We start from the raw sequence: 23980 nt of genomic DNA, 5'->3' as shown, positions 1-23980 counted from the left end.
AGCGTGACAGTCCCCGGCCGCGACGGCGCCGCAGTCCCGCGCCCGAGCCCCCTCGGCCTTCGGAGGGCGGACATGAAGCTCGGTCTGCACTACTGGAACTACTCGACACCGGCCGACCCGGCGCTCATCGCGCCCACGCTCGCGGAGTCGGTGCGGGTCGCCGAACAGGCCGGGATCGCGTCGTTCAGCGTGATGGACCACTACTTCCAGATGGAGACGGGGCGGAGCGTCGCCGACGAACCGATGCTGGAGGGGTACACCACCCTCGGCTACGTGGCGGCGGTGAGCGAGCGGATGACGCTCGGCCTGATGGTCACGGGGGTCATGTACCGGCACCCCGGCCTGCTGGCGAAGATCGTCACCAGCCTCGACGTGCTGTCGGGCGGCAGGGCGAGGCTGGGCATCGGTGCCTCCTGGTACGAGCGCGAGCAGTACGGGCTCGGCGTGCCGGTGGTTCCGGTCGCCGAGCGGTTCGAACGGCTGGAGGAGACGCTCCGCATCTGCCTCCAGATGTGGAGCGACGACAACGGCCCGTTCCGAGGCCGTCATTACCGGCTCGCCGAGACGCTCTGCGTGCCCGAGCCGATCGGCGGGCACCCGCCGATCATGATCGGCGGCGGGGGCGAGAAGAAGACCCTGCTCCTGGTCGCCCGCTACGGGGACGCGTGCAACCTCTTCGCCACCGACCAGGAGGAAGTGGCCCACAAGCTCGATGTGCTGCGGGCGCACTGCGAAGCGGAGGACCGCGACTACGACGCCATCACGAAGACCGTGATGTACGGCGGGCCGGTGCTGGAGAAACCGGCCGCGTTCCTCGCCGACGCGGAGGCGTACGCGGACCTGGGCATCAGCGAGATCCAGGTGCTGCCCGACCGGGACCCGGTCAGCTTCACCCACCAGATCGCGGAGCGCATCGCACCCGCCGTCGCCGGGATCGGATAGCCGGCAGCGGGGGCGACGCGCTCCCACGTCGAAGCAGGGCGGGTCTACACGCCGGTGGTGCCGTCGACGATCTCCCGGATCACGTCGAGGTGGCCGTTGTGCCGGGCGGTCTCCTCGATCAGATGCATGACGACCCAGCGCAGATCGGGGTGCCTGCCGTCGCGCCGCGGCTGCTTGGCCGGTGTGTCCAGGTCGGTGGAGGCCACCAACTCGCTGTAGCGGGTGGTCCGTTCCTCGTAAAGCGAAAGCACATCGGCGAGTGGCATGTCCACCGCGATGCGCATTTCGCGGTCGGGGTCCTCGTCGGTCCACGGACCCTCGTCCGGACCACCGAGGAAGGCCACCTCGAACCAGTAGTACTCCACCCAGCTCAGGTGGTTGATCAGCCCGGCGATCGTCATCAGGGGCGATCCGGGCAGCGGGGCTCTGCGGGCGTCCTCCGGCGAGACGCCCTCGCACTTCGCGCGTGCGGTGGCGCGGACGTAGTCGAGGAAGGTGGCCAACTGGGTGCGCTCGTCCCATGCGGGAGGCGAATCGGTGCGTGTCATCGCCGTACACGATGTGCGACGGGTCGTCCCCTGTCCACCGCATTGTCCAATGGGGCCCGCTCCTGGGTCCGTGGGCCCACGCCCGGGCGATCCGGCCTCATTACGCTCGTGCACGACCGACTGTGAGCCAACCGGCCGGCGCCCGCGACGAGCGCCTGTCCGGCGTGCCCGCAGACATCCGGAACTGCACGCTCTACTCGTCTCTACTCGTTTCAACTTGTCTCCGACTGTCTCTGCCCATCTCCATCTGTCTCCATCTCTGTCTCCACCGGGCGCCCGCATCTCCTCCGAAGCGTGGTGTCCACACATTCATGAGGTGATGTGTCGATGAGTGACGGTTTCTTCTACTCGTACCACCTCGGCTGGAGCCGCCCGGACTCCGAGTCGCTCTTCAATGATCTCGACGCGGCGGGGCTGCGGCTCAGCCACCCGGTCACCCGGCGGGTGACACTGCTCGGCCCGGGGCCCGGCCCGCACGGCACTCCGTCGTGGGTGACCAGGGAGCAACTCGTGCTCCTCGCCGGACTCCAGCGGCTCGACAGTGTCGACTTCGTGCTGTGGGTGGACAGCGGGACCGAAGTGCCCGCCCGCATCCGCCGGATGAGGGACGGAGTGGTCGCGCTGGAATTCGGGTTCGGCCGGCTGACCCGGGACGAACAGGAGGTGGCCGCGAGGGCGATCAGGGAGGCGATAGGGCGGGCTTCCGTGCTCTGCATCGGCTTCGTCGTCGACCGCGAGGGTGCCTCCGTGGCGACGGACTGGAGCGGCGTCGTCATCAACGGCACCACGTTCTTCGACAGTTGGCCCGACACACTGGCCGTTCGGCACGAGATAGCCGCGATGCAGCCGCAGCTCGCCGGGGTGGCGTCGTTCGACCAGTCGCCCTGGATGCTCTTCGGGAGCGAGGTCCCCGTCCGGTAGCGGCGCCCCGCCGGGTAACGGTTCCCCGTCCGGTAACGACTCCCCGTCCAGTAGCGCCGACTTTGAGCCTTGCATTGGGTCCTGAGGCCCATGCCCCGATGGGTGCCGGTGTGGTCGGATGCGTGGAGTGGCTGAACTGTGGCCGTACACCGGCAAGGTGGGGGACTCGTCGTGTCTGGCATAGGCGGATTTGCGGTTTCGGGTGGCGGTGGCGGGGGCGTCGCCGTGGGCCGGCAGGGCAGGCAGTCCCTGCCGCGCCCGTTGCAGGCGGTGCTGATCCTCGTACGGCTCCTCTTCGCCGCCGCGGCTCTGGGCGGCATCGGTGTGCTGACGGTGGCGTCGGCGGTCGACGAGGTCGACGGCCAGCTCCTCGGGCTGCTGCTGTACGCGGCGCTGCCGAGCGTGACCGCCTTCGTGCTCTCGCTGTACGCGCGCACCGGTGGCGTCTGGATCTGGCGCGGACTGCTGGCCGTACACGTCTGGCTCACCTTCGGCGCACTGGCGAACCTCGGCGGGGACGGCGGTGGGCGCGCTGTCACCCAGCTGGTGATGCCGGTCGCCGTCATCGTCCTGCTGTTCCGGCCGAGTTCGCGCGAATGGTTCGACCTGCCACTCGAACAGCGCTTGCCGCACCGGCGGTTCAGCATCGCGCGCATGATCAAGTGGCGTCGGGACGACGCCGGTCAGACCGCGATGGAATACCTGGGCATGATCCTGGTGGTCGTGGCCCTCATCGGCGGGCTCGTCGTCACCGGCATCGCCGCCCAGCTGACCGGCGGGATGCAGGACGCGATCTGCCGGCTCACCGGGAGCGCCTGCCCCGCGCCCGGCAGCAATGTGGAGGCGGGTCCGGGCAAGGACTCCGGCGGTACGGCCGCTTCCGGCGGCACGGACTCGGGCGGCACGGACTCGGGCGGATCGGTGGCCACGGGCGGCACGGACTCCGGCGGCTCGGGCCCGGCGGGCTCCGACTCCGGCTCCGGTTCCGGTGGGTCGGACGTGGCCGGGGGATCCAATGCGGCCGGTGGGACCGATGCCTCCGGCGGAACCGGCTCGGCAGGCAGCGCGGGCAACGACTCCGGCGCCTCCGGCGCATCCGGAAGCTCCGCGGGCTCCAGCGGGGGTGACCCCGCCATCCAGGTCGACGACGGTGGCGACGACGTGGACACCACCGGGGAGCCGAACGGCGGCGACGATGACCAGGACGACTCCGGCGACGGCGACGACGGGAAGTCCGACGAGAGCTGCACCTCGGGCGTCGGGGCGTTCTTCTCCTGCGCCGCCCACCAGACCGGCGGCTTCTTCAAGGGCCTGATCGGCGACGGCCTGTGGGGCGACATCACCGGCACGATCGGCACGATCTTCCACCCGGTCGATGCGTGGAACGGCCTGATGGACTACGGCAAGAGCCTCGGCGACAAGTGGAGCCAGGACTCCAAGGACGCCGGGGGCAAGTGGGACGACGGCGACTACCTCGGCGCGATCTGGGACTGGACCAAGGCGTCCGGCGGCACCGGCCTCAAGGTCCTCGACGACATGTTCATCGGCGACGAAGTCCGTGACATGTGGAAGAACGGCGACGAGGGCCAGGCGATCGGCACCGGCCTCTGGAACATCGGCTCGCTGTTCATCCCGGGCTACGGCGAGGCCAAGCTCATCGGCAAGTTCGGAAAGCTGGGCAAGCTCGGGAAACTCGGCAAGCTCGGCGAAGTCGCCCAGAAGGCCGAGAAGGCCGCGAACAAGGCGAAGAAGGCCGCCAAGGCGGGCGATGTCGACGCCGCGGAGAGGGCCGCGCAGGAAGCACAGCGGCACGCCGACGACGCCGCCGAGAAGGCCGGCCTCAAGGGCTGCACCGTCGGGATGGGCGGTCGCGTCCGGGTCCCGTACGGCAGTGGTGCGGGCGTCGGACTGTCCGGCTCGGGCACCGGCACCATCGCCGCGCCGCCCATCTCGGTACCCGTCGGGTTCCTCGCGAAGGACTGCGGCGACGTCGACCCGGAGGACAAGGCCGCCGCCGACGAGGCCCAGCGACTGGCCGACGAGGCGAAGAAGGCCGCCGATGCTGCCAAGCGCAGGAAGAACCTGGAAGCCGCCCAGAACGAACCGAAGCCGGCCTGGTACAAGGACCTCAAGGACCCGCCGGCCGGGTCCAAGGACGGCGGCGACGGCAACTGGGAGAAGATCAAGCCCGGCGTCTGGAACTACCCGACCGAGATGGGCGCCCGCTATCAGGAGCAGATCTCCAAGGTGGGCCGCGGCACCGAGTACCGGATGCCGCTGGACAAACTCACGGGGAAGCCGGTCGATTTCGACGGCTGGGACGCCTCGCGGGGCACTTACCTGGAGGCGAAGTACGGGTACACGGGTAAGAAGTACTACAACGCCGACACCGGGGAACTCGCGCCGGATCTCGCCAACCGCTGGGCCGACCAGGCAACCCGGCAACTGGATGCCGCACGGGGCAAGCCGGTGGAATGGCACCTGTCCGATCCCGACGTCGCCGATGCGGCCCGGAAGATGTTCCGGGACCGGAAAATCGACGTTATCGTGATCAACACGCCGGGAGATGTCGTCGGCTGAACGAGGGCGCCGGGCGCAATTCCGAAGGCTGAGGGAGAGTTCCGTGCTTGATGTCGTTGTCAGCGGTTCTTGGGGTGTCCGGCAAGAGAGCGTCCAGGACATCGGCAGACGATGGGCCCAGACCCTCGCCGCGCTCAAGGCAGTGGACGGCGCCACATTCGGCGACTGGCACGACGCCGGGCGCGGCGACGCGTCCGATCCCGTGGTGCTGCCGTCGGGGGACCCGGTGTCGGAAAAGGTGCTGGTCGACTACATCGAGCGCAAGAACACAGGGCCCGATCTCGATGTGGTCGGCTACACGACTTCCCTCTGGGCGCACAATCCCGGGAAAGTACGTGTCACCACGGCAATTCACGCGGGCGGGTCGTCGCCGTACGTCACGAATTCGATCTCGCTCGGTTTCCGCTCGCGCGAGCTGGACGAATCGACCGAGGTGATCCGGCGGGCGCCCGAAATTCTGCGCATCATCGCGGAGGCCTGGGACATCGACACCGGTGAGGTGTACAACGATTCCCAGTACGACGCGGTGGCAGCGCAGTTCGAGTTGAAGAATTCCCATCCCCGGTGTGGCCGGGCGGTCTATCTCTCCGCCGGGCGGGCGGCACCGGCGCCCGAGGGCCTCGACGGCGCGTACACCCGTACCGCGGCAGGCGGCCTGGTCATCGATCTCACCCGGGGCGGTGCGACCGTGCCGGACAACGAGACGATCATCGAGGCCAACAGGGAACTGCGGGCGGCCGGGTCGCTGACCCCGCTCCCGGTGCCGATCGACCGCGACAAGTTCTGACGGCTGCCGCCCCGGCGCGGACGGGCCCCGGCCCCACCGCCCCGGCCCCAACGCCCCGGCGCGGACGGGCCCCGGCCCCAACGCCCCGGCGGCACCCGCCGGGCCGGCAGCCCTCAGAGCCATCCCCGCATCGCCGCGAACCCCAGCAGCAGCCCCACCGCGAACGCCCCGGGCACGAGCGTGAACGCCGCGGGCATCAGCACCGGACCCCAGGCCCCCGGCCCGGCCACCGTGGCGCTCCCCGCCGGGTCGGCCGGGTCGTAACTGACCCGGACCGGCGCCCCGACCTCGAAGCCGAACGGGCCCGGGGCATGGTCGGTGAACTCGATGTCGCGGCCTTCGCGGGTGCGGAACGCGAAGACGTACTCGGTGGCGTAACCACGCTCCGAGCCCGGCCCCCGGTCGACCGTCCGGCGGTCCGAGCACCGGCCCTCGGCGCGTTCGCCGTGCCGCACCAGCCGCAGCACCCGGTTCAGCCTCAGCGCGGAACGGAGTGCGAACGCGCCCAGGAGCAGGCCGAACAGCAGCAGGAACGTGGCCGTGCCACCGGGCAGGATCTGCATGAACGAGCGCTCCCGGTCCGCTACTTGACCGTGATCGAGTCGACGAACGCGTCGAGTTCCTTCGAGCTCAGCGAACCCTTCACCGCGTTGATCCGGACCGCGAACGGCACGTCCTTCGAATCGACGCCCGCCACCACGACCCCCGTCATCCGGGTGCCCTGCGCCGGCGTCCGGTCCTCGCCGCTCGACGTGAACTCGTAGTCGATCCGGCGCGCCTCACGGGCGCTCTCCGCACCCGCGAGCCGCACCTCCTCGGTCCCCTTGCGGGTCGCCCCGAGACCGATGCCGGCGCCCGCCGCGGACGCCGCCTCGGCGGCGCTGTCCACGCCCGTGGCGAAGTCGAGCTGGACCGAGACCATGCCGGTGCGCAGCCCGCCCTCCTCCTTGAGCGCGACGGCCGCGTTGGTCTTCGCCCGGTCGGCCGCGGGCTGCTCCTTGTAGCCCTTGTCCCCGGGGTAGCCGACGGAGAGGCTCTTGGTGTCGAGCTTGTCCCAGCCCTGCGGGAGCGCGGCGCTCTCCCCGCCGCAGCCGGTGAGCAGGGCGAGGCCGATGGCGGCGGCCGCGGTCGCGCCGATGGTCCGGTACGTCTTCTTGGTCGTCGTCATCGCCTATCGCCTCTTCGTCGTGCCGGTTGGTGCTCGCCGTACCGGTGCTTCCCGTACCGCTACTTCGCGCAGTAGCTGTACGGAAGGTACGAGCGCTTGTCGCCCTGCGGAGCGCCGAGGAACTCCGCGTCCGTCAGTGTCTCCTTCTTGTGCTCGTCGGAGATGGAGAATCCCAGACTCATGCCGAGCGAGACCTCGAAGCCGAACTCCTGGGCGTCCGTCTGGCCGTTGTACTTCATCTTGCTGGACAGGCCGTCCTCGTACATCAGCTGGTCGAAGGGGTCGGTTCCGGTGGGCTTCTGCTCCAGCGAATGATCGCCGAACATGTACTCGAACGGGGCGGTGTTGTTGCCGGAGCCGTCCAGCCACTGCTCGGCGATGGCGCGCTTGTCCTCGGTGGCCTTGTCGGTGTCCTTGCCGAAGACGATCGAGTTCGTCTGGACCTCGATGCCCGTTTCGCCGGAGGAGTCCGAGCCGCTGACCTTGCCGCCGCGCTTGTCCTTGCCCTTCTCGCCGTTGTCGCCGCTGATGTCGCCCTTGTTGGAGGTCGAGCCGTTCTCGATGGTCTGGGTCATGTCGATCCGGACGATCTTGCCGGTCTTCTGGTCGCGGGTGACGGTGACCGCCCCGGTCCGGTTGTCCTTCGCGGAGGCCGCGCCGCCCAGCGGGCCGGCCGAACCGCTGACCTTGCCCTCCAGTTCGAGCTTGGCGGTGTACGTGTACGACTCGTTGCCGTTGACGTCGTCCTTGGTGATGGTCACCTCGGGGGAGAACTTCGCCTTGCCGCCGAGCTTCGCGCCGAGCTTGGACTCGTCGCCCGCGCTGATGGAGAGGCCGCCGTCCGCGTACGCGTTGAGGCCGATGGTCGAGTACGAGATCTTCTTGTCGCCGATCTTGCTCTCGACATCCTTCTTCTTGTCGGCCCACTTCATTCCGGAGTACCAGCCGCCGCCGTAGCCGCCGCTGTACTTGGTCGAGGTCTCCCACATCTTCATCTCTTCGATGTCGTCCCTCATCTTCTGGGCCTCCTCCTCGCTCTTGAAGACCCAGGTGTCACCGTTGGTGATCTTGATGCCGCCGCCGACGTCCACATCGGCCTTGCCGAGCTTGCCGAGCTTGACGCCGGGGGTGCTGGCGGTGGCTCCGGCCGAGGCGGCGTCCGTGAACGTCATGTAGACCAGTTTGTCGTTCTCGTCGACCTTGCCGTCCTCGTTCACATCGGTCTTGGCCTGGCTGACCTTCTGCTGGAAGCCGTACTCGTTGCCCCACTCGAACCAGCCGATCTTGACCTTGTCGCCGACGGTGTCGGAGATGCTGGAGACCTGGCACATCTTGGGCTCGTAGTCGGCGTCCGTCTTCGGCTTGGCGGTGGTGTCCCCGCCGCCGGTGGAACAGCCGCCACCGCCGCCGCCCATGGAGCTGATCGCGCAGCGGATGCGCTCACCGATCTGCCCGCCGACGCCGGCCATGGCCATCGCGCCGATCAGCGTCACGACGAGGACGACCACCCCGAGGTACTCCATGGCGGTGGCACCGCCGTCCCGCCAGGAGTACGGCTGGTACGGGGCGGGCTCCGGCCGGTCCGCGCGGTCGTCCAGGAGCCGGTCTACGGCCAGCCCCGCCGCCGCGCCGGTCGCCAGCGAGACGAGCGGCATCAACGTGCCCTCGACGTCCACGAGATGCCAGGACACGGCCAGCCCGTAGACGAGCGCGGCCAGCGGGACGGTGAGCGAGGCGAGGAACGTCAGCAGGCGGGACTCGCGGTACTCGTCGGGCAGGACGCGCGCGGAGGCCAGGACCGTGAGGACGGTCGTGATGACGGCGGGTACGTGGATCAGGGCCAGGCGCCAGCCGAATCCGGCCAACCGCTCGTCGCTGGCCAGCAGCTCGACGAGTCCGCGCGAGACCAGATACCCGGCGGCGATGTAGACCAGCGCGCCGGCGGCCCAGCTACGGGTCAGCGCGAAGAACACGCCCCCGCTCGCACCGGATCCGCCACCCCCGCTCCCCGGCGGTATGTGGCCCGCGCCTCCGCTTCCCCAGCCCCCGCCACCAGTCACGGTTCTTCCTCTCCGACGCCCACTTGCCATGCCTGTGCCCGCAGTTCACATTCGGGTCGACGTGAGCGTACGGGTGTACGAGCCGGGTGACCTGGGCCCTTGGCCCCAAAGTCGGGCCCAACGGCCGATGCCCCGCCCCGCCGCGAGGAGCGGAGGGACGGGGCATCGAGGGAGAGGTGGAGGGGGCGAGAGGGGAGAGCTGCGGGCGGGTCAGTCCAGGTCGTCCGCGAACGTTCCCGCGCGCTCGGCGACCTCCGGTCTGCGGACCCGCAGTACGGCGAAGCCGACGATGCCCACGACCAGCGCGCCGACGAACACGTACGGCAGTACGTTCAGCGGCCAGGCCGGAACCGGCCACAGGTTGCGGTAGAAGACGTAGATCATCGCGGCGGCACCGATCAGCCCCAGGCCCCAGGTGACGATCAGGCCGCGGGCCCCGATCCGGCGCACGAACAGCGGAGCGGCCAGACACACCAGGGTGTAGCTGAGCATGTAGCCGAAGACGCCGATGGTGTCGATGTACGACGTCGCGTTCAGCGGCGCGGTACCGGCGCCGACCACGAGCACCGCGGGGACGACGACGAACGGGGTGATGGTCCAGATCGCGGCGGACGGGGTGCGGTGGCGAGGGTGGGCGACGCCGAGCCGGGCCGGCATCACACCCTCCTTCGCCATGCCGAAGAGCAGCCGGGCGGCGACGGTGATGCAGGCCATCACCACGGCCACGAACGACGCCGCGAAGCCCGCGTGCAGGAAGAACTTCAGGAAGCCGAGACCGGACATCTCCGCCAGCTCGTCCATCGGGTCGGAGCTCTTGCCCAGCGCGTCCGCCCCGCCGAACCCGGCGACCTGCGCGTACGTGGCGAACATGTACAGCACACCGGCCAGCACCGCACTGCCCATCACCGAGCGGGGGATCGCCTTGTACGGGTCGGTGGCCTCGGCGCCCAGCGAAGCGGCGCCCTCGAAGCCGACGAAGCCGAGCACGCCCAGCACCACGGCGAAGACGATGCCGTCGAGGGTGGAGCCGCTGAGGCTCAGCTGCTCGGTGTCGATGATGTTCCCGCTCTTGAAGAAGGCGGGGAGCAGGACGACCACGATCAGGACGATCGACACGACCTCCAGCACCGAGGCGACCCGGGCGGCCGTCCGCACACTGGCGATCGTCAGCCGCATCGCCACGGCGGCCAGCAGCACGTCCAGCAGGATCTGACCGGTGATCCCGGTGAAGAGCCCGATCCCGATCTGGTCGAGGGCGCGCGCCGTGTAGTAACCGGCCCCGGCCAGCGAACCCGAGCCGATGCACACCGCCCCGATGAGCAGCGCCCACCCGGTCACGAAGGAGCCGGGCGCCCCGAGCGAGAGCCGGGAGAAGGCGTAAAGCGAACCGACCCCGGCGCGCCTGCGGGCGAAGACGCAGATGCAGTACGCGATGGCGAGCACGGCCGCCATGGCCAGGAAGAAGGAGAACCAGGCGCCGTTGCCCGCGGACGCCGCCATGCTGGCGGGGGCGAAGGCGATGACGGCGCTGGGCGCGACGTTGGCGACGCTCTGCGCGCCGACCTCGAAGGTGGAGACGGAGCGGTGGGCCAGGCCGTCGGCCGGCTTCGCGGCGGTGGACTGCTTTCCGGCGGTGCTCATGTCCGGTCCTCCATCATCAGCAGCTGGCGCAGGGCGTGGCCGGCGGCGAGGTCGGCCAGCGCGTCGCCCGCCTCGTCCAGCGGACGCCGTGCCGAGATCATCGATTCCACGTCGAGCTCGCCCGACACCACGAGGTCCACCAGTGCCGGGATGTCCCGGGCGGCGTCGACGGAGCCGTAGTTGGAGCCGAGGATGCGCTGGTCGGCCTCGGCGAGCGCAAGCGGGTCGAAGCGTGCGGTGCGGCCGGTCGGCGGGAGGCCGACGATGACGGCGGCGCCGCCCTGGCCGAGCGCCGCGATGGACTGCTCGGTGGTCTCGATCTTGCCGATGGCGTCGAACACGTAGTCCAGGCCCTCCGGGACCAGGGCGCGCAGTGCCTCGACGACGTCGCCCTGGCGGGCGTCGACCGTGTCCGTGGCGCCGAGCCTGCGGGCCAGCTCCAGCTTCTCCGGGACGACGTCGACGGCGACGATGCGGCCGGCCTTCGCCAGCCTGGCGCCCTGTACGCAGGACAGGCCCACGCCGCCGCAGCCGATGACGGCGACGGTGGCGCCGGCCTCGACGCCCGCCGTGTTGCGGACCGCGCCGACACCGGTGGCGATGGCGCAGCCGACCAGGGCGATGACGTCGAGGGGCGCGTCCTCGCGCACCTTGATCGCGCCGGAGGCGGGCACCACGACGCGCTCGGCGAACGAGGAGACACCCAGGTAGTGGTGGGCCGGCTCGCCGTCGACCGAGAGCCGGCTGGTGCCGTCGTACAGCACCCCGCCGGGCGCCACGACCTCGGCGACCAGGCTGCACGCGGCGGGCCGTCCGGCGAGGCAGAAGCGGCAGGTGCCGCAGGAGGGGACCCAGGAGAGCACGACGTGGTCGCCGACCTCCAGCCCGGTGACGCCCGCGCCGAGCGCGGTGACCACGCCGGAGCCCTCGTGCCCCATCACGACCGGGGTGGGGTGGTCCCACTCGCCGCGCAGGACATGGAGGTCGGAGTGGCAGACGCCGGCCGCGGTCACGGCGACCTCGACCTCACCCGGGCCGGGCGGGTCCAGGGTGATGTCGGCGACGGCCACCTGCTGGCCCGGGGAGCGCAGGACGACGCCGCGCACGGTGCGCGCGGTGCTCTCTTGGAAGGACGGGGAGCTCATCGGCTTACTCCTCGGGTGGTGCGGAAGGGGCGGGGGGAGCGCGGCACGGCCGGCGCTCGGAGGCGGACGGCACAGCGGCCCGCCAGGACGCCTTGTTTAGCGCCATTAAACTTTCGTCAAGTTTTACAGCACTAAACTCGATGGGTAAAGACCCTTCCGGCAACCCTTGTGACCTGCGCGTTCCCCCGGCCACCGAACGTGACGTCCCCGACAGGTAGCGTGTCCGCCATGTCCGAAGCCCCTGACAGTCACATGTCCACGATCGGCCCGAGGCTGCGTGAGCTCCGCCTGGCGCAGGGCCTGACACTCGCCCAGGTAGCGGAAGCGGCCGGCGTGACCAAGGGCTTCGTGAGCCTTGCCGAGCGCGGCAAGACCTCGGTCTCCGTCCCGACCCTGATCCGTATCTGCGAGGCCCTGGGCACCGGCATCGCCACGCTCTTCGACTATCCGGACCAGGACGTCGTCAAGGGCGGCGTGGGCGCCAAGCTGGAGATGGGCGGCCACGGCATCGAGGAGTTCCTCCTGACGCCCGCCGAGGAACGGCACGTCCAGGTCATGCGGACGATCCTGCGGCCCGGCGGCGGCTCCGGCGGTGCGTACAGCCTGGAGGCCGAGACGGTCTTCGCGTACATGGTCCGCGGCACGCTGCGGCTGAGCGTGGACGGTGAGCCCAGGCTCCTGGAGGCCGGTGACTCGACGACGTTCTCGGCGCGGGCCGCGCACGCCTGGGACAACCCCGGCGAGGAGGAGGCCGAGGTCCTCTGGTCGATCGCCCCGGCCCTGCCGCTGTCCCGCACGAAGCTCCGGCCGTAGCGCGCCCGGCCGCCTACTTCCTGCTTCCTGCTTCCTGCTTCCGGCCGCAGTTCACTTCCGGTCGGTCCCGCTCTGCACGATCGTCACCCGGACCCCCGGCCGGATCCCCCACTTCTCCATCGCCCCCGCCTCCGCCTCGACCACATGCCGGGCCCGCAGCCGGGGCAGGCCCAGCCGGCCGGGCTTCATCGTGTGGACCGCCACGACCTTGAACTTCCGGTCCAGGTAAGCCACATCGATGGTGAACCGCATCCGGAAGCTGTGCACACTCCCGCACGGGGTGATCAGGAGAGCGCCGTCGATCCCGTCCTGCCCGAGCAGTCCGCGGCTCCGGGCCCGGTACGAGGCCGCGATCCGCAGCGGGATCTCCTCGCCCTGTCCACCCTGTGCGTCGGTGACCGTCAACGTGCCGTTGCCATTGCGCCATTGAGCCATGGCCATGAAGGTAGCGCCAGGTGACCGCCGCTGGGTCCGGAACGGTACGCAGTGGGCCCCAGGACCCATGACCGGTGCCCGGCGCCCGCTTAGGGTCGCTCCGTGGACGCCATGCTGACAGTGCTCGCCGCATTCTGGGGCGCAGCGGCCGGACTGCTGGTCCCGCGCGCCGCCTACCGGTTCTCCGTCGAACCGGAGGACCCCTGGCGCGACGCCTGCCCCGAGGGCCACGCCCTGACCGGGGCCGCCCGCGGCTGGCTCGGCTCCACCCGGTGCGCCCGGTGCGCGGCCGTGCCGGTACCCGCCGCCGCGGGCGCCGAGCGGGGAGAGCCGGACGGTGGGCCGGACCGCACGCCGCCCGCCACGCGTTACGCCCCCGGCGTCCTCGTCCCCGTCGTCACCGCGCTGTCCTGCGCCGTCCTCGCGGCGGCCACCGGGCTCCGCCCCGAACTGGCCGTCTGGCTGCTGATGGCACCCGTCGCCGTACTCCTGGCGACCATCGACCGCCGCGTCCACCGGCTGCCCGACCGGCTGACGCTGCCCGCCGCCGGGGCCGTCGCCGTACTCCTCGGCGCCGCCGCCCTTCTCCCCGAGCACGCCGGATCCTGGCTGTCCGCCCTGCTCGGCGGCGCCGCGCTCGGCGGCTTCTACTTCCTGCTCTTCCTCATCAACCCGAACGGAATGGGCTTCGGGGACGTCAAGCTCGCCCTCTCGCTGGGCATGGCCCTCGGCTGGTACGGCTGGGCCGTGGTGTTCGCCGGAGGCTTCGCCGGGTTCCTGCTCGGAGCGGTGTACGGGTTCGGGCTGATGGTCATGAAGAAGGCCGGGCGCAAGACCGGCATCCCGTTCGGCCCCTTCATGATCACGGGCGCGCTGCTGGGCATACTGCTCGGCGCCCTGGCCGCCTGACCTGGCAGTCTGGCCCCACCGCCCCCTGCCCCGTCGTCCGGCCCCGCCGCAATCCGGTCGCGCCGCCCGGCACCCGGCTGACACCATTCCCGTATGTCCGGAGCACCCGAAGAGACGCCGTCCGAAGCAGAGCGCGCACGATTCGAAGCCCTCGTCGCGGAGGCGGCCACCGTCTCCGTGGACGGCTGGGACTTCTCCTGGCTCGACGGCCGGGCCACCGAAGAGCGCCCCTCCTGGGGCTACGCCCGTGCCATGGCGGACCGGATGGGGCGGGCCACAGCCGCGCTCGACATCCAGACCGGCGGCGGCGAGGTCCTCGCCTCCGTACCGAAGCTGCCGCCGCTCACCGTCGCCACCGAGTCCTGGCCGCCGAACATCGCCCGCGCCACCGCGCTCCTGCACCCGCTCGGCGCGGCCGTGGTCGCCGACGCGGACGAGCCGCCGCTGCCGTTCGGCGACAACGCCTTCGACCTGGTGGTCAGCCGGCACCCGGTCACCACCTGGTGGGCGGAGATCGCGCGGGTGCTCGTCCCCGGCGGCACGTACTTCTCCCAACAGGTCGGCCCGGCCAGCGTCTTCGAGCTCGTCGAGTACTTCCTCGGCCCGCAGCCGCCCGAGGTGCGCGGCGCCCGCGACCCCGAGCAGGCGCGCGCGGCCGCAGAGGCGGCCGGGCTGGAGGTCGTCGATCTGCGGGCGGAACGACTGCGTACCGAATTCCTCGACATCGGCGCCGTCGTCTACTTCCTGCGCAAGGTGATCTGGATGGTGCCGGGCTTCACCGTCGAGGAGTACCGGCCGCGCCTGGCCGAACTGCACCGACTGATCGAGAAAGAGGGGCCGTTCGTCGCCCACACCACCCGATTCCTGATCGAGGCCCGCAAACCGGACCGGCCCTGACCGGGCAGTACCCGCCACGCACGGCCGGATGATGCGACCCTGGGCGGTGAACTCCCGGGGAAGGATCTGGCACATGAGGGTGGGGAACGAAGGAGAAGCGCCGCGGGTCCCGCGGCAGGGGCGGGCCGACTGGCTCAGGGGCGAGCGGATCATCGCGGTGGTCGGGGTGTTCTACCGGCCGGAAGGACGGCTGGGGGAGCCGGAGGCCGTCGAATTCCTGCTGGCCGACGGCCAGTCGGTGCTCCTGACCTGTGCGTCCGACTGGACGCTGCGCGTCGGTCCTGGTGCCTGGCCGCGGCTGCCCGACTGGTGCGTACCGTCGGGGCAGTGGGAGTTCGCCACCGTGTCGAACCTGCCGGAGCCGCCCGACGGCGGCTGGACGGTCACCCGCACCGAGGAACGCGGGGACGAGAACGGGCAGGTGCGCGAGGTCGTCATCCGCTGCGAGGGCGGCAGCTTCGTGGTCATCGGCGGCGACACCGTGGCGATCCGCTTCACCCGGGGCCACCGGGGCGCACCGGCCGCCACCTGAGCACGCCCCGCATCCGCCGTACGGTCTGCCCCTGCCGCCGCCTGAGCCCCCCGCATCCGCCGTACGCGTTGCGCCCCCGCCGCCCCTGAGCATCCCCGTGCACCCGCCCTACGCGTGCGCTCCCGCCGCACCCTGAGCGTCCCCCGCGCGCCCGCCTACGCATCCACCCCCGCCGCCCCTGAGCGTCCCCCGCGCGCCCGCCCTACGCGTGCGCCCCCACCGTCACCTTGCCCACCGTCAGCTCCGCGTGCCCCTCCAGCACCGCCCCCAACCGCGCCACCTCCGCCTCCAGCTCCCGCAGCTGCCCGGCCGTCAGGGGTGCCAGCGGTTCCACGGTCACCGCGATCCGGCGGCCCGAACGCCGCTGGTGCCACACCCCGGCGGCCGTGCCGTCGACCAGCAGCACCGGGAAGTTCCCCGCCTGGCCGCCCGCCAGCGCACGCGTGTACGCCGCGCCCGGGAAGAGCTGCTCGCGCGGCTGGGACGCGATGAGGAAGCCGTCGAAGTAGGGGAGCAGCCGCACCCCGCGGACCGGCTCCGCCGAGAAGTCGGTGTCACCCGCCACCACCCAGGCCGGGCCGCCCTCGTACGTCACCTGCTCGATCTCCCCGCGCGCGGCCGTTCCCGCGAACAGCTCCCCGGCCCAACCGGAAGGCGCCGAGAGCCACTTCGCGAAGTGCGCGGGCGTCGCGGGCCCGTACGCGTGCAGATAGCGGCGTACGAGACCGGCGAGCGCCCCGGGCCCGTCGAGCGGTACGACGCCGGGGCGGGTGTAGGTGACCTTGCGGCCGCGATCCGGCGCGAAGCACAGCACCCCGCGGTGGCCCGCCAGATGCATCACCTGCCGCCAGCGCGGCCACATGCCCTGGAACGCGGGCATCACGGGATCCCCCGCCCACGCCCCGGCCCGCTCCACCACCGCGTCGGACAGCTCGTCGACGGTCAGCTCGGCCCCGGTCAGCGCGTCCTCGATCGCGGCGAGCACCGTCCCGACCTGCTCCGGGGTCATCCGGGCATCCTTGGCGAAGGGATTGCGCCCGGTCGGCAGCGCGGACAACGCACCTGTCCACATGGAGAGTTCGGTCATCGGCAGCAGATGGACGGTGCCCCGCGGCCCGAACGTCTTGACCAGCGTGCGGTCCTTCCACAGCGCGGCGCGCACATCGGTACGGGTCACGTCCGTGGTCCGCATCCCGACGGAGAGCTCGGCGGCCGAGAGCACCTGGGCATGCGCGGCCGGCAGCGTGGCGACCACTTCGGCGGGGGCGAGGCGGCCGGGGGACGCGAGCCCCTGGCGTGCCATCCGGCGGGCATTCGCGGCGGTCCAGGTCACGTTTGCGGTTCGGCTCGTCATGACGGTGAAGCTATCGGCCCATCAGGTCAGGTCCTGTCCCATACTCGGCCCATGACCTCTGCGAGACGTACGGCCCGGATACTCGCCGCAGCGGCGGCGCTCGCCATGCTCCCCGCCCTCGCCGGCTGCGGCACCGAGCGGGCCGGGTCCGGGGCGGCGGCCGAGGGGACCCCACCCCGCGCGGCCCCGCTCGACGGCAGCGACGATCCCGTCGACGGCAGCGACGCCTCGAAATACCGGGAGAACCACGCCTTCCAGTCCACCGCCGAGCTGTCCCCGGCCGACCGGACCCGGGGCGATGCCGAGGTGGAGAAGGTCAAGGCCGGCCTGGCCGGGATCGCGGAGGGCCGCAGGACCACCGAGCCCCGGATCAGGGCGGCCCTCACCGGTCTGGGCTACAGCTCCGGAGCCATCACCACCGGCACCTTCGGCCCGCACCGCACCACCTTCCTGCTCGACCTCGGCACCATCTGCGTCGAGGGCGCGCTGGACGGCATGGTCAACGGCCTGGTCACGGCCGAGGCGCACGGCAGATACCTCGAAGGAACCGGCTGTGTGAAGCCGGTCGGCGGGCACTGAGACGTCAACCCGGTGATGCGCGCAACGGAGTCCGGTGAATCCGGAGAGTGATTGTGGAGTGGCGTGGCGCCCACCATCACTTACGAAGGGTTATGGTGGAAACCCCCCCTCGGGCCGGTCCGTATCCCCCCCCCACGGACCGGCCCGTTTTTTGTCGGGCCGAGGCGCCGGGCTCGTACCGCCCCGCGGTACCGCCCGCCCCGTGAGCCTCGTCAGCCCCGTCCGGCCCAGATGTTGGTGCCCTCGGTGTCCACGGCGAAGGCGTCGATCTCCTTCAACTCCTCGTCGGTCAGCGGCTGTCCGGCGAGCGCCGCGACGTTCTCCTCCAGCTGCTTCACGCTCGACGCGCCGATCAGCGCGGACGTCATCCGGCTGTCGCGCAGCACCCAGCACAGCGCCAGCTGGGCGAGCGACTGACCGCGACGCCGGGCGATGTCGTTCAACCCGTTCAGCCGACGCACCACCTCGTCCGAGAGCAGACCGGGATCCAGGGACTTGCCCTGGGTGGCACGGGAGCCCGCCGGGATGCCCGCCAGGTACTTCCCGGTGAGCAGACCCTGCGCGAGCGGCACGAAGGAGATGCAGCCCATGCCGGCCGTCTCCAGGGTGTCGAGCAGGTCGTCGTCCTCGATCCAGCGGTTGATCATCGAGTAGGACGGCTGGTGGATCAGCGCCGGTACACCCATCTCCTTGAGCAGCCCGGCGGCCTCGGCGGTCTGCTCCGCGTTGTACGAGGACACCCCCACGTACAGCGCCTTGCCCTGCTGGACGGCGGAGGCCAGGGCCCCCATCGTCTCCTCCAGCGGGGTCTCCGGGTCGAAGCGGTGGGAGTAGAAGATGTCGACGTAATCCAGCCCCATCCGCTTCAGCGAGGCGTCGAGCGACGACAGCAGGTACTTGCGGGAACCCCATTCGCCGTAGGGGCCGGGGTGCATCTCGTAACCGGCCTTGGTGGAGATGATCAGCTCGTCCCGGTACGGGGCGAAGTCCTGCTGGAACAGCTTGCCGAAGTTGAGCTCGGCGGAGCCGGGCGGCGGTCCGTAGTTGTTGGCCAGGTCGAAGTGGGTCACACCGAGATCGAAGGCGCGGCGCAGGATCGCCCGCTGGGAGTCCAGCGTGCGGTCGTCGCCGAAGTTGTGCCAGAGGCCGAGGGAGACGGCGGGAAGCTTGAGACCGCTGCGGCCGGTGCGGCGGTACTCCATGGAGTCGTATCGCGAACCGGCGGCTTGGTAGTGGAGAGGAGAATCAGTCACGTTTCTCTCCTTATCACGGACTTGTGACAGGCCGGGTTGGGCCGGTACGCCGCCTGCGCAGTAATGTGGCGGCTTCGGGGACTGCTACGGCACGGCGGGGCGACGGACTCTGTGGACCTGTGCGGCGATCCCCAGGGGGGACGACCCCGGACCCCGGGCAGAGGGGGGCGGGCGGGGCCCGCACGGAACCGAGAGGTGGACTCAGTGAACTTGCGCGACCTGGTGTACGGGCTCTACGCGCGCCGGGTGGAGGCCCGCCTCGACCACACCCAGGTGCCCAAGCACATCGGTGTCATCCTCGACGGCAACCGGCGCTGGGCGAAGGCGTCCGGCGGCACGGCCGCGCAGGGGCACCAGGCCGGCGCGGACAAGATCAAGGAACTTCTCGGCTGGTGCAGCGAGACGGATGTGGAAGTCGTCACGCTCTGGCTGCTCTCCACGGACAACTTCGACCGGCCCGATTCCGAGCTGAAGCCGCTCCTCGGGATCATCGAGAACACCGTGCGCGACCTCGCGGCCGACGGCCGCTGGCGGGTCCACCACGTCGGCACGCTCGACCTGCTGCCCGCCCACACCCAGACGGTGCTCAAGGAGGCCGAGCAGGCCACGGTCGGCGTCGACGGAATACTGGTCAATGTCGCCGTCGGCTACGGCGGACGCCAGGAGATCGCCGACGCGGTCCGCTCGCTGCTGCTGGACCACTCCGCCAAGGGGACCTCGTTCGAGGACCTGGCGGAGATCGTCTCCACCGACATGATCTCCGAGCACCTCTACACCCGGGGCCAGCCCGACCCGGACCTCGTGATCCGCACCAGCGGCGAGCAGCGGCTGTCCGGCTTCATGCTCTGGCAGACCGCGCACTCCGAGTACTACTTCTGCGAGGTCTTCTGGCCGGCCTTCCGCAAGGTCGACTTCCTCCGCGCACTGCGCGACTACGCGGCCCGCGGCCGCCGCTTCGGCGGCTGACTCCCGAAGGCTCCCGACGGGTCCGGCGATCATTCCCGGCCCGTCCCGGCGACCGCTCCCGGCCCGTCCGGCGTCCGAGGAAGCAGCCGCGCGGGCGGTGCGCCCGGACCCATGTGCCCCGGGGCACAAATCCCAGCTCACCCGCCTGCCCCGGGCGGCATGGCTTCGCGTGTTCGAGGGAATACCCCTGACAGGTCGACGTCCGGTCAGAAACCAGGCGGACGTCGTGTCCAAGTGAGCGGCATGGAGTCCGCTCGCCCGGGAGGCCCTTTGCACACGAAGGACCGTACGACCAACGCGGCCGACGCGGAGGGCCGGTATCCGGCCCGTGCTTCGGGGCCCGAACCCGGTCCGTCCTCTCCCATTGGGATGCTCCGCGACGCCGTCGCACCCCAACCTCGTCCGAGGGGGTACGTCCTTCCGTGGTGACCAGCACAAAGCGCCGCATGTCCGACAGGCGCACCTACGTTCTCGACACCAGCGTCCTGCTGGCCGATCCCAACGCCATGGCCCGGTTCGACGAGCACGAAGTGGTGCTCCCGATCGTCGTGGTCACGGAACTGGAGGCCAAACGGCACCATCCGGAACTCGGCTACTTCGCCCGGCAGGCCCTGCGCCTGCTGGACGACTTCCGGGTCCGCTACGGCCGGCTGGACGCCCCGATCCCGCTCGGGGATCTGGGCGGGACGCTGCGCGTCGAACTCAACCATTCCGACCCCGGCGTACTGCCAGCCGGCTACCGGTTGGGGGACAACGACTCACGGATCCTCGCGGTCGCGCGCAACCTCCAGGCCGAGGGGTACGACGTCACCGTCGTCTCCAAGGACCTGCCCCTGCGCATCAAGGCGTCCTCGGTCGGCCTCCTCGCCGAGGAGTACCGCGCCGAACTCGCCATCACCGACTCCGGCTGGACCGGCATGTCGGAGGTCCCGCTCTCCGGCGAGCAGGTCGACCTGCTCTACGGGGAGGAGACGCTGTACGTCCCCGAGGCCGCCGAACTTCCCGTGCACACCGGACTGGTCCTCCAGTCCGAGCGCGGCAAGGCGCTCGGCCGGGTCACCGCCGAGGGCAATGTGCGCCTGGTCCGCGGCGACCGGGAGGCCTTCGGCATCCACGGCCGCAGCGCCGAACAGCGCATCGCCCTCGATCTGCTCCTCGACCAGGACGTCGGCATCGTGTCGCTGGGCGGCCGGGCCGGCACCGGAAAGTCGGCGCTGGCGCTCTGCGCCGGTCTCGAAGCCGTCCTGGAGCGCAGGCAGCACCAGAAGGTGATGGTCTTCCGCCCGCTGTACGCGGTCGGCGGGCAGGAACTGGGCTATCTCCCCGGCACCGAGGCCGAGAAGATGAGCCCCTGGGCGCAGGCCGTCTTCGACACGCTCTCGGCGGTGGCCGGGCGCGAGGTCATCGAAGAGGTGCTGGGGCGCGGGATGCTGGAGATCCTGCCGCTCACCCACATCCGGGGCCGTTCGCTCCACGACGCCTTCGTGATCGTCGACGAGGCGCAGTCGCTCGAACGGAACGTACTGCTGACCGTGCTGTCCCGGATCGGGGCGAATTCCCGGGTGGTGCTCACGCATGACGTGGCTCAGCGGGACAACCTCAGGGTCGGCCGGTACGACGGAGTCGTCGCCGTGGTCGAGAAGCTGAAGGGCCATCCGCTCTTCGCGCACGTCACCCTCAGCCGCTCCGAGCGCTCGCAGATCGCCGCGCTGGTGACCGAAATGCTGGAGGAAGGCCAGATCTGATACAGGATGCGACAGTTGGTGCCGCCCGGCGGGCGAAGCAGCTTAGCCGGGCGGCACCGTGCTGCGGCACCATTTCCGAAAATCACTTGCTCCAAACGAGGTGTGAGCTTTCACACGCAACAGAGAATTGCTTCCCGGTGCGCCGTTCCGGCAGAGTCTTGCTTCCGTCAGGCCCCGCATACGGCACACCCGCACCTCCACAGGTGCTACGCACTACACAACTCAACAAACGCCGTCCGTATGCCGCCCGCGAGCACCACGCGGCGCTTCCTCCGGGGAGTCGCCCACCGGGCCCGTGCCTCCCGTGACCCAAGCAGTAGGGAGGCCAGCGCCAGGGGCACGATTGCGTCCGCGAGGTCACCTAAGCGGGCGATGCTGGAAGGACACCGTGTGAGCCGGATCTCGGTCCGGGGGTTCGCCGTGGCATCTGCCACTGCCGTGACCACCGTTGGCGCCGTCGTAGGCGTTGCATCGGGCAGCACCCCTGCTGTCGACGACAACAACTTCGAGGCGACCGCAGCCGACACCACGCTGCTCGCAGACATCCCCGCGGGCCAGCAGGCCCAGGTGCAGACCGCCTCGCTGACACAGCAGGCCGACGCCCAGGCCTCCGCGGCCGACGCAGCCGCGAAGAAGTCCGTGGAGGAAGCGGCCCGCATCCAGGCCGCCAAGGACGCCAAGTCGAAGAAGGCGGCGGCCGAGGACAGGCTGGAGAAGGAGCGCCAGGAGAAGAAGGACCGCGCCGAGCGCGCCAGCCGCTCCTCGATCCGCAGCGCCTCCGCCTTCGCCACGCAGAGCTCGTACACCGTCGCCGAGGTCCAGGCGATGGCCCGTCAGATGGTTCCTGGCGACCAGTTCCAGTGCTTCAGCAACATCGTGAACCACGAGTCGACCTGGAACTACCGGGCGAGCAACCCGTCTTCCGGTGCCTACGGCCTCGTCCAGGCGCTGCCCGGCTCCAAGATGGCGTCCGCCGGTGCCGACTGGCAGACCAACCCGGCCACCCAGATCAAGTGGGGCCTCAACTACATGGACAGCCGCTACGGCAGCCCGTGTGGTGCCTGGTCGTTCTGGCAGGCCAACCACTGGTACTAGGACCTGAACCTCCCGAGGTTCGCGTTCCTCTCGTGCGAAGCCCCTCACCGTTCTACGGTGGGGGGCTTCGCGCGTGTACGGTCGGTCCGAACCGTCCAGTGGGGGAGCGGTGGGGAGAGTAAACGGGGGAAGAGGAACGATCATGTCGAAACTACCGGGCTGGCTCGGCCGGCTGGGCGCCGAACTGACCGAGCTGGGCGACCGGCTGGAGCAGCGCCGGGACGAGGCCGTGGGCCAGGGGGCCGGGCGGGCCGAGCTGCCGGGGTCCGCCGGGGACGTGACCGCCTCCGCCGTGCCCGCCGCGGACGTTCCGGCCGAAGCGGCACGGGACGCGGACGACCGCGTCCCGCCACCGCCCTCGTACGCCCCTTCCGTCGCCGCCCGGCCCGATCCGGTCGCGGCGATCCCCTGGGGGATGCGCGTCGCGGCCGAGGCGGGCTGGCGGCTGCTCGTCCTGGCGGGCACCCTCTGGGTGCTGATGAAGGTCATCAGCGCCGTGCAGCTGGTGGTTCTGGCGTTCGTCGCCGCACTGCTCGTCACCGCGATGCTCCAGCCGACCGTCGCCCGGCTGCGCCGCCACGGGCTGCCGCGCGGTCTGGCCACCGCCGTCACGGCGATCCTGGGCTTCGTCGTCATGGGCCTGGTCGGCTGGTTCGTGGTCTGGCAGGTCATGGACAACCTCGACACCCTCTCCGACCGGGTGCGGGACGGTATCGACGAGTTGAAGCGCTGGCTGCTCGACAGCCCCTTCCACGTCACCGAGCAGCAGATCAACGACATCGCGAAGAACCTCAGCGACACCATCGGCACCAACACCGAGCAGATCACCTCCGCGGGACTGGAGGGCGTCACCGTGATGGTGGAGGTCCTCACCGGGATACTGCTGGCGATGTTCTCGACGCTCTTCCTGCTGTACGACGGAAGGCGCATCTGGCACTGGGTGCTGAAGCTGGTGCCGGCCCAGGCCCGGCCGGGGGTCGCGGGCGCCGGGCCGCGCGCCTGGCGGACGCTGACCTCCTATGTGCGGGGCACCGTCATAGTGGCGCTGATCGACGCGATCTTCATCGGGCTCGGGATCTTCTTCCTCGACGTGCCGATGGCGGTGCCGCTGGCCGTCTTCATCTTCCTCTTCGCCTTCATCCCGCTGGTCGGTGCGGTGGTCTCCGGGGCGCTGGCGGTGGTCGTCGCGCTGGTCACCGAGGGCGTGTTCACCGCCCTGATGGTGCTGGCGGTGGTGCTCGCCGTCCAGCAGATCGAGGGCCATGTGCTCCAGCCGTTCATCCTGGGGCGCGCGGTGCGGGTGCATCCGCTCGCCGTCGTCCTCTCGGTCGCCGCGGGCGGCATGATCGCGGGCATCGGCGGTGCGGTCGTCGCGGTGCCGCTGGTCGCGGTCACCAACACGGTGGTCGGCTATCTGCGGACGTACGGGCAGGAACAGGCGCTGAGATACGCGCCGTCCCCGCGCGGGGCGACCGCGGTCGACGTCGCTCCGACCCCCGCACCGGGCTCGCGGCCCGAGGGCACCGGCCACGCCGACGACGAGGACGGCGACGGCGGCGGCACGAAGAACGGGCCCGGCAAGTAGGGCCTGCCGCGGACGCGGGACGCAC

Annotated in this window: 22 protein-coding genes; 13 read left to right on the top strand and 9 right to left on the bottom strand. The window is 70.7% G+C overall.

Going from position 1 to position 23980, the window contains the following annotated elements; translation table 11 throughout:
- Nucleotides 1-72: 72 nt before the first annotated feature.
- Entirely contained in the window at nucleotides 73-942 is an 870-nt protein-coding gene (locus OG842_RS14480; protein WP_266730016.1) for an LLM class F420-dependent oxidoreductase, read from the top strand.
- 44 nt (nucleotides 943-986) lie between these two features.
- Here OG842_RS14480 and OG842_RS14475 read toward each other — a convergent pair whose 3' ends face one another.
- Entirely contained in the window at nucleotides 987-1490 is a 504-nt protein-coding gene (locus OG842_RS14475; protein WP_266730015.1) for a DinB family protein, read from the bottom strand.
- A gap of 327 nt (nucleotides 1491-1817) precedes the next feature.
- Here OG842_RS14475 and OG842_RS14470 point away from each other — a divergent pair, with 327 nt between their 5' ends.
- The 3 genes from OG842_RS14470 (at nucleotide 1818) to OG842_RS14460 (ending at nucleotide 5778) form a co-directional block, all read left to right on the top strand.
- Entirely contained in the window at nucleotides 1818-2411 is a 594-nt protein-coding gene (locus OG842_RS14470; RefSeq protein WP_266730013.1) for a hypothetical protein, read from the top strand.
- Between the two features lie 171 nt (nucleotides 2412-2582).
- Entirely contained in the window at nucleotides 2583-4991 is a 2409-nt protein-coding gene (locus tag OG842_RS14465) for a Tox-REase-5 domain-containing protein (RefSeq protein ID WP_266730012.1), read from the top strand.
- A gap of 43 nt (nucleotides 4992-5034) precedes the next feature.
- Nucleotides 5035-5778, top strand: coding sequence for an Imm52 family immunity protein (locus tag OG842_RS14460; RefSeq protein WP_266730010.1), 744 nt, complete (start codon nucleotides 5035-5037; stop codon nucleotides 5776-5778).
- Nucleotides 5779-5891: 113 nt separating this feature from the next.
- On the opposite strand, the gene OG842_RS14455 is transcribed toward OG842_RS14460, so the two are convergent.
- The 5 genes from OG842_RS14455 to OG842_RS14435 all read right to left on the bottom strand — a co-directional run bounded on the left by OG842_RS14455 (nucleotide 5892) and on the right by OG842_RS14435 (nucleotide 11792).
- Nucleotides 5892-6341: a DUF3592 domain-containing protein gene (locus OG842_RS14455; RefSeq protein WP_266730009.1), complete on the bottom strand. Its 450-nt coding sequence runs from the start codon at nucleotides 6339-6341 to the stop codon at nucleotides 5892-5894.
- Nucleotides 6342-6361: 20 nt separating this feature from the next.
- Nucleotides 6362-6946, bottom strand: a complete 585-nt coding sequence (locus tag OG842_RS14450; RefSeq protein WP_266730008.1) for a hypothetical protein — start codon at nucleotides 6944-6946, stop codon at nucleotides 6362-6364.
- Between the two features lie 59 nt (nucleotides 6947-7005).
- Nucleotides 7006-9036, bottom strand: a complete 2031-nt coding sequence (locus tag OG842_RS14445; protein WP_401873235.1) for a hypothetical protein — start codon at nucleotides 9034-9036, stop codon at nucleotides 7006-7008.
- A gap of 180 nt (nucleotides 9037-9216) precedes the next feature.
- Nucleotides 9217-10647 (bottom strand): APC family permease, encoded by a 1431-nt coding sequence (locus OG842_RS14440; protein ID WP_266730006.1) that lies wholly within the window; start codon nucleotides 10645-10647, stop codon nucleotides 9217-9219.
- Nucleotides 10644-11792: a Zn-dependent alcohol dehydrogenase gene (locus tag OG842_RS14435; RefSeq protein WP_266730005.1), complete on the bottom strand. Its 1149-nt coding sequence runs from the start codon at nucleotides 11790-11792 to the stop codon at nucleotides 10644-10646. Before OG842_RS14435 ends, OG842_RS14440 begins: the two co-directional genes overlap by 4 nt.
- A gap of 228 nt (nucleotides 11793-12020) precedes the next feature.
- On the opposite strand from OG842_RS14435, the gene OG842_RS14430 reads away from it, so the two are divergent.
- Nucleotides 12021-12605, top strand: a complete 585-nt coding sequence (locus tag OG842_RS14430; protein ID WP_266730004.1) for a helix-turn-helix domain-containing protein — start codon at nucleotides 12021-12023, stop codon at nucleotides 12603-12605.
- A gap of 51 nt (nucleotides 12606-12656) precedes the next feature.
- On the opposite strand, the gene OG842_RS14425 is transcribed toward OG842_RS14430, so the two are convergent.
- The gene (locus tag OG842_RS14425; RefSeq protein WP_401873231.1) at nucleotides 12657-13046 is read right to left on the bottom strand and encodes a DUF192 domain-containing protein; all 390 of its coding nucleotides are present in this window, start codon (nucleotides 13044-13046) and stop codon (nucleotides 12657-12659) included.
- A gap of 96 nt (nucleotides 13047-13142) precedes the next feature.
- Here OG842_RS14425 and OG842_RS14420 point away from each other — a divergent pair, with 96 nt between their 5' ends.
- The 3 genes from OG842_RS14420 to OG842_RS14410 all read left to right on the top strand — a co-directional run bounded on the left by OG842_RS14420 (nucleotide 13143) and on the right by OG842_RS14410 (nucleotide 15378).
- Nucleotides 13143-13949, top strand: coding sequence for a prepilin peptidase (locus OG842_RS14420; RefSeq protein WP_328512224.1), 807 nt, complete (start codon nucleotides 13143-13145; stop codon nucleotides 13947-13949).
- A gap of 93 nt (nucleotides 13950-14042) precedes the next feature.
- Nucleotides 14043-14846: a class I SAM-dependent methyltransferase gene (locus tag OG842_RS14415; protein ID WP_328512223.1), complete on the top strand. Its 804-nt coding sequence runs from the start codon at nucleotides 14043-14045 to the stop codon at nucleotides 14844-14846.
- A gap of 73 nt (nucleotides 14847-14919) precedes the next feature.
- Nucleotides 14920-15378, top strand: a complete 459-nt coding sequence (locus OG842_RS14410) for a hypothetical protein (RefSeq protein ID WP_266730000.1) — start codon at nucleotides 14920-14922, stop codon at nucleotides 15376-15378.
- A gap of 202 nt (nucleotides 15379-15580) precedes the next feature.
- On the opposite strand, the gene OG842_RS14405 is transcribed toward OG842_RS14410, so the two are convergent.
- Nucleotides 15581-16732: a winged helix DNA-binding domain-containing protein gene (locus OG842_RS14405; RefSeq protein ID WP_328512222.1), complete on the bottom strand. Its 1152-nt coding sequence runs from the start codon at nucleotides 16730-16732 to the stop codon at nucleotides 15581-15583.
- Nucleotides 16733-16783: 51 nt separating this feature from the next.
- On the opposite strand from OG842_RS14405, the gene OG842_RS14400 reads away from it, so the two are divergent.
- Complete coding sequence (locus OG842_RS14400) at nucleotides 16784-17311, top strand: hypothetical protein (protein ID WP_266729998.1); 528 nt, start codon at nucleotides 16784-16786, stop codon at nucleotides 17309-17311.
- A gap of 212 nt (nucleotides 17312-17523) precedes the next feature.
- Here OG842_RS14400 and mgrA read toward each other — a convergent pair whose 3' ends face one another.
- Nucleotides 17524-18564 carry an L-glyceraldehyde 3-phosphate reductase gene (gene mgrA, locus OG842_RS14395; protein ID WP_266729997.1) on the bottom strand — a complete coding sequence of 347 codons (1041 nt, stop codon included), beginning with the start codon at nucleotides 18562-18564 and terminating at the stop codon, nucleotides 17524-17526.
- Nucleotides 18565-18768: 204 nt separating this feature from the next.
- Here mgrA and OG842_RS14390 point away from each other — a divergent pair, with 204 nt between their 5' ends.
- The 4 genes from OG842_RS14390 to OG842_RS14375 all read left to right on the top strand — a co-directional run bounded on the left by OG842_RS14390 (nucleotide 18769) and on the right by OG842_RS14375 (nucleotide 23955).
- A complete protein-coding gene (locus tag OG842_RS14390; RefSeq protein ID WP_266729996.1) occupies nucleotides 18769-19530 on the top strand; it encodes an isoprenyl transferase in 762 nt (253 codons plus the stop codon).
- A 422-nt stretch (nucleotides 19531-19952) separates the two neighbouring features.
- Entirely contained in the window at nucleotides 19953-21275 is a 1323-nt protein-coding gene (locus tag OG842_RS14385; RefSeq protein WP_323185738.1) for a PhoH family protein, read from the top strand.
- Between the two features lie 390 nt (nucleotides 21276-21665).
- Entirely contained in the window at nucleotides 21666-22370 is a 705-nt protein-coding gene (locus OG842_RS14380) for a transglycosylase SLT domain-containing protein (RefSeq protein WP_266729994.1), read from the top strand.
- Nucleotides 22371-22512: 142 nt separating this feature from the next.
- Complete coding sequence (locus OG842_RS14375) at nucleotides 22513-23955, top strand: AI-2E family transporter (protein ID WP_328512221.1); 1443 nt, start codon at nucleotides 22513-22515, stop codon at nucleotides 23953-23955.
- Nucleotides 23956-23980 lie beyond the last annotated feature (25 nt).

The organism is Streptomyces sp. NBC_00376 (genome assembly GCF_036077095.1).
Lineage (GTDB): Bacteria > Actinomycetota > Actinomycetes > Streptomycetales > Streptomycetaceae > Streptomyces.
This window is presented reverse-complemented; position numbering and strand designations above follow the sequence as displayed.

Coding starts and splice junctions, on each gene's coding strand:
- OG842_RS14480 (WP_266730016.1), top strand. CDS start 73: ATGAAGCTCGGTCTGCACTACTGGAACTACTCGACACCGGCCGACCCG.
- OG842_RS14475 (WP_266730015.1), bottom strand. CDS start 1,490: ATGACACGCACCGATTCGCCTCCCGCATGGGACGAGCGCACCCAGTTG.
- OG842_RS14470 (WP_266730013.1), top strand. CDS start 1,818: ATGAGTGACGGTTTCTTCTACTCGTACCACCTCGGCTGGAGCCGCCCG.
- OG842_RS14455 (WP_266730009.1), bottom strand. CDS start 6,341: ATGCAGATCCTGCCCGGTGGCACGGCCACGTTCCTGCTGCTGTTCGGC.
- OG842_RS14450 (WP_266730008.1), bottom strand. CDS start 6,946: ATGACGACGACCAAGAAGACGTACCGGACCATCGGCGCGACCGCGGCC.
- OG842_RS14445 (WP_401873235.1), bottom strand. CDS start 9,036: ATGGCAAGTGGGCGTCGGAGAGGAAGAACCGTGACTGGTGGCGGGGGC.
- OG842_RS14440 (WP_266730006.1), bottom strand. CDS start 10,647: ATGAGCACCGCCGGAAAGCAGTCCACCGCCGCGAAGCCGGCCGACGGC.
- OG842_RS14435 (WP_266730005.1), bottom strand. CDS start 11,792: ATGAGCTCCCCGTCCTTCCAAGAGAGCACCGCGCGCACCGTGCGCGGC.
- OG842_RS14430 (WP_266730004.1), top strand. CDS start 12,021: ATGTCCGAAGCCCCTGACAGTCACATGTCCACGATCGGCCCGAGGCTG.
- OG842_RS14425 (WP_401873231.1), bottom strand. CDS start 13,046: ATGGCCATGGCTCAATGGCGCAATGGCAACGGCACGTTGACGGTCACC.
- OG842_RS14415 (WP_328512223.1), top strand. CDS start 14,043: ATGTCCGGAGCACCCGAAGAGACGCCGTCCGAAGCAGAGCGCGCACGA.
- OG842_RS14410 (WP_266730000.1), top strand. CDS start 14,920: ATGAGGGTGGGGAACGAAGGAGAAGCGCCGCGGGTCCCGCGGCAGGGG.
- OG842_RS14405 (WP_328512222.1), bottom strand. CDS start 16,732: ATGACGAGCCGAACCGCAAACGTGACCTGGACCGCCGCGAATGCCCGC.
- OG842_RS14400 (WP_266729998.1), top strand. CDS start 16,784: ATGACCTCTGCGAGACGTACGGCCCGGATACTCGCCGCAGCGGCGGCG.
- OG842_RS14375 (WP_328512221.1), top strand. CDS start 22,513: ATGTCGAAACTACCGGGCTGGCTCGGCCGGCTGGGCGCCGAACTGACC.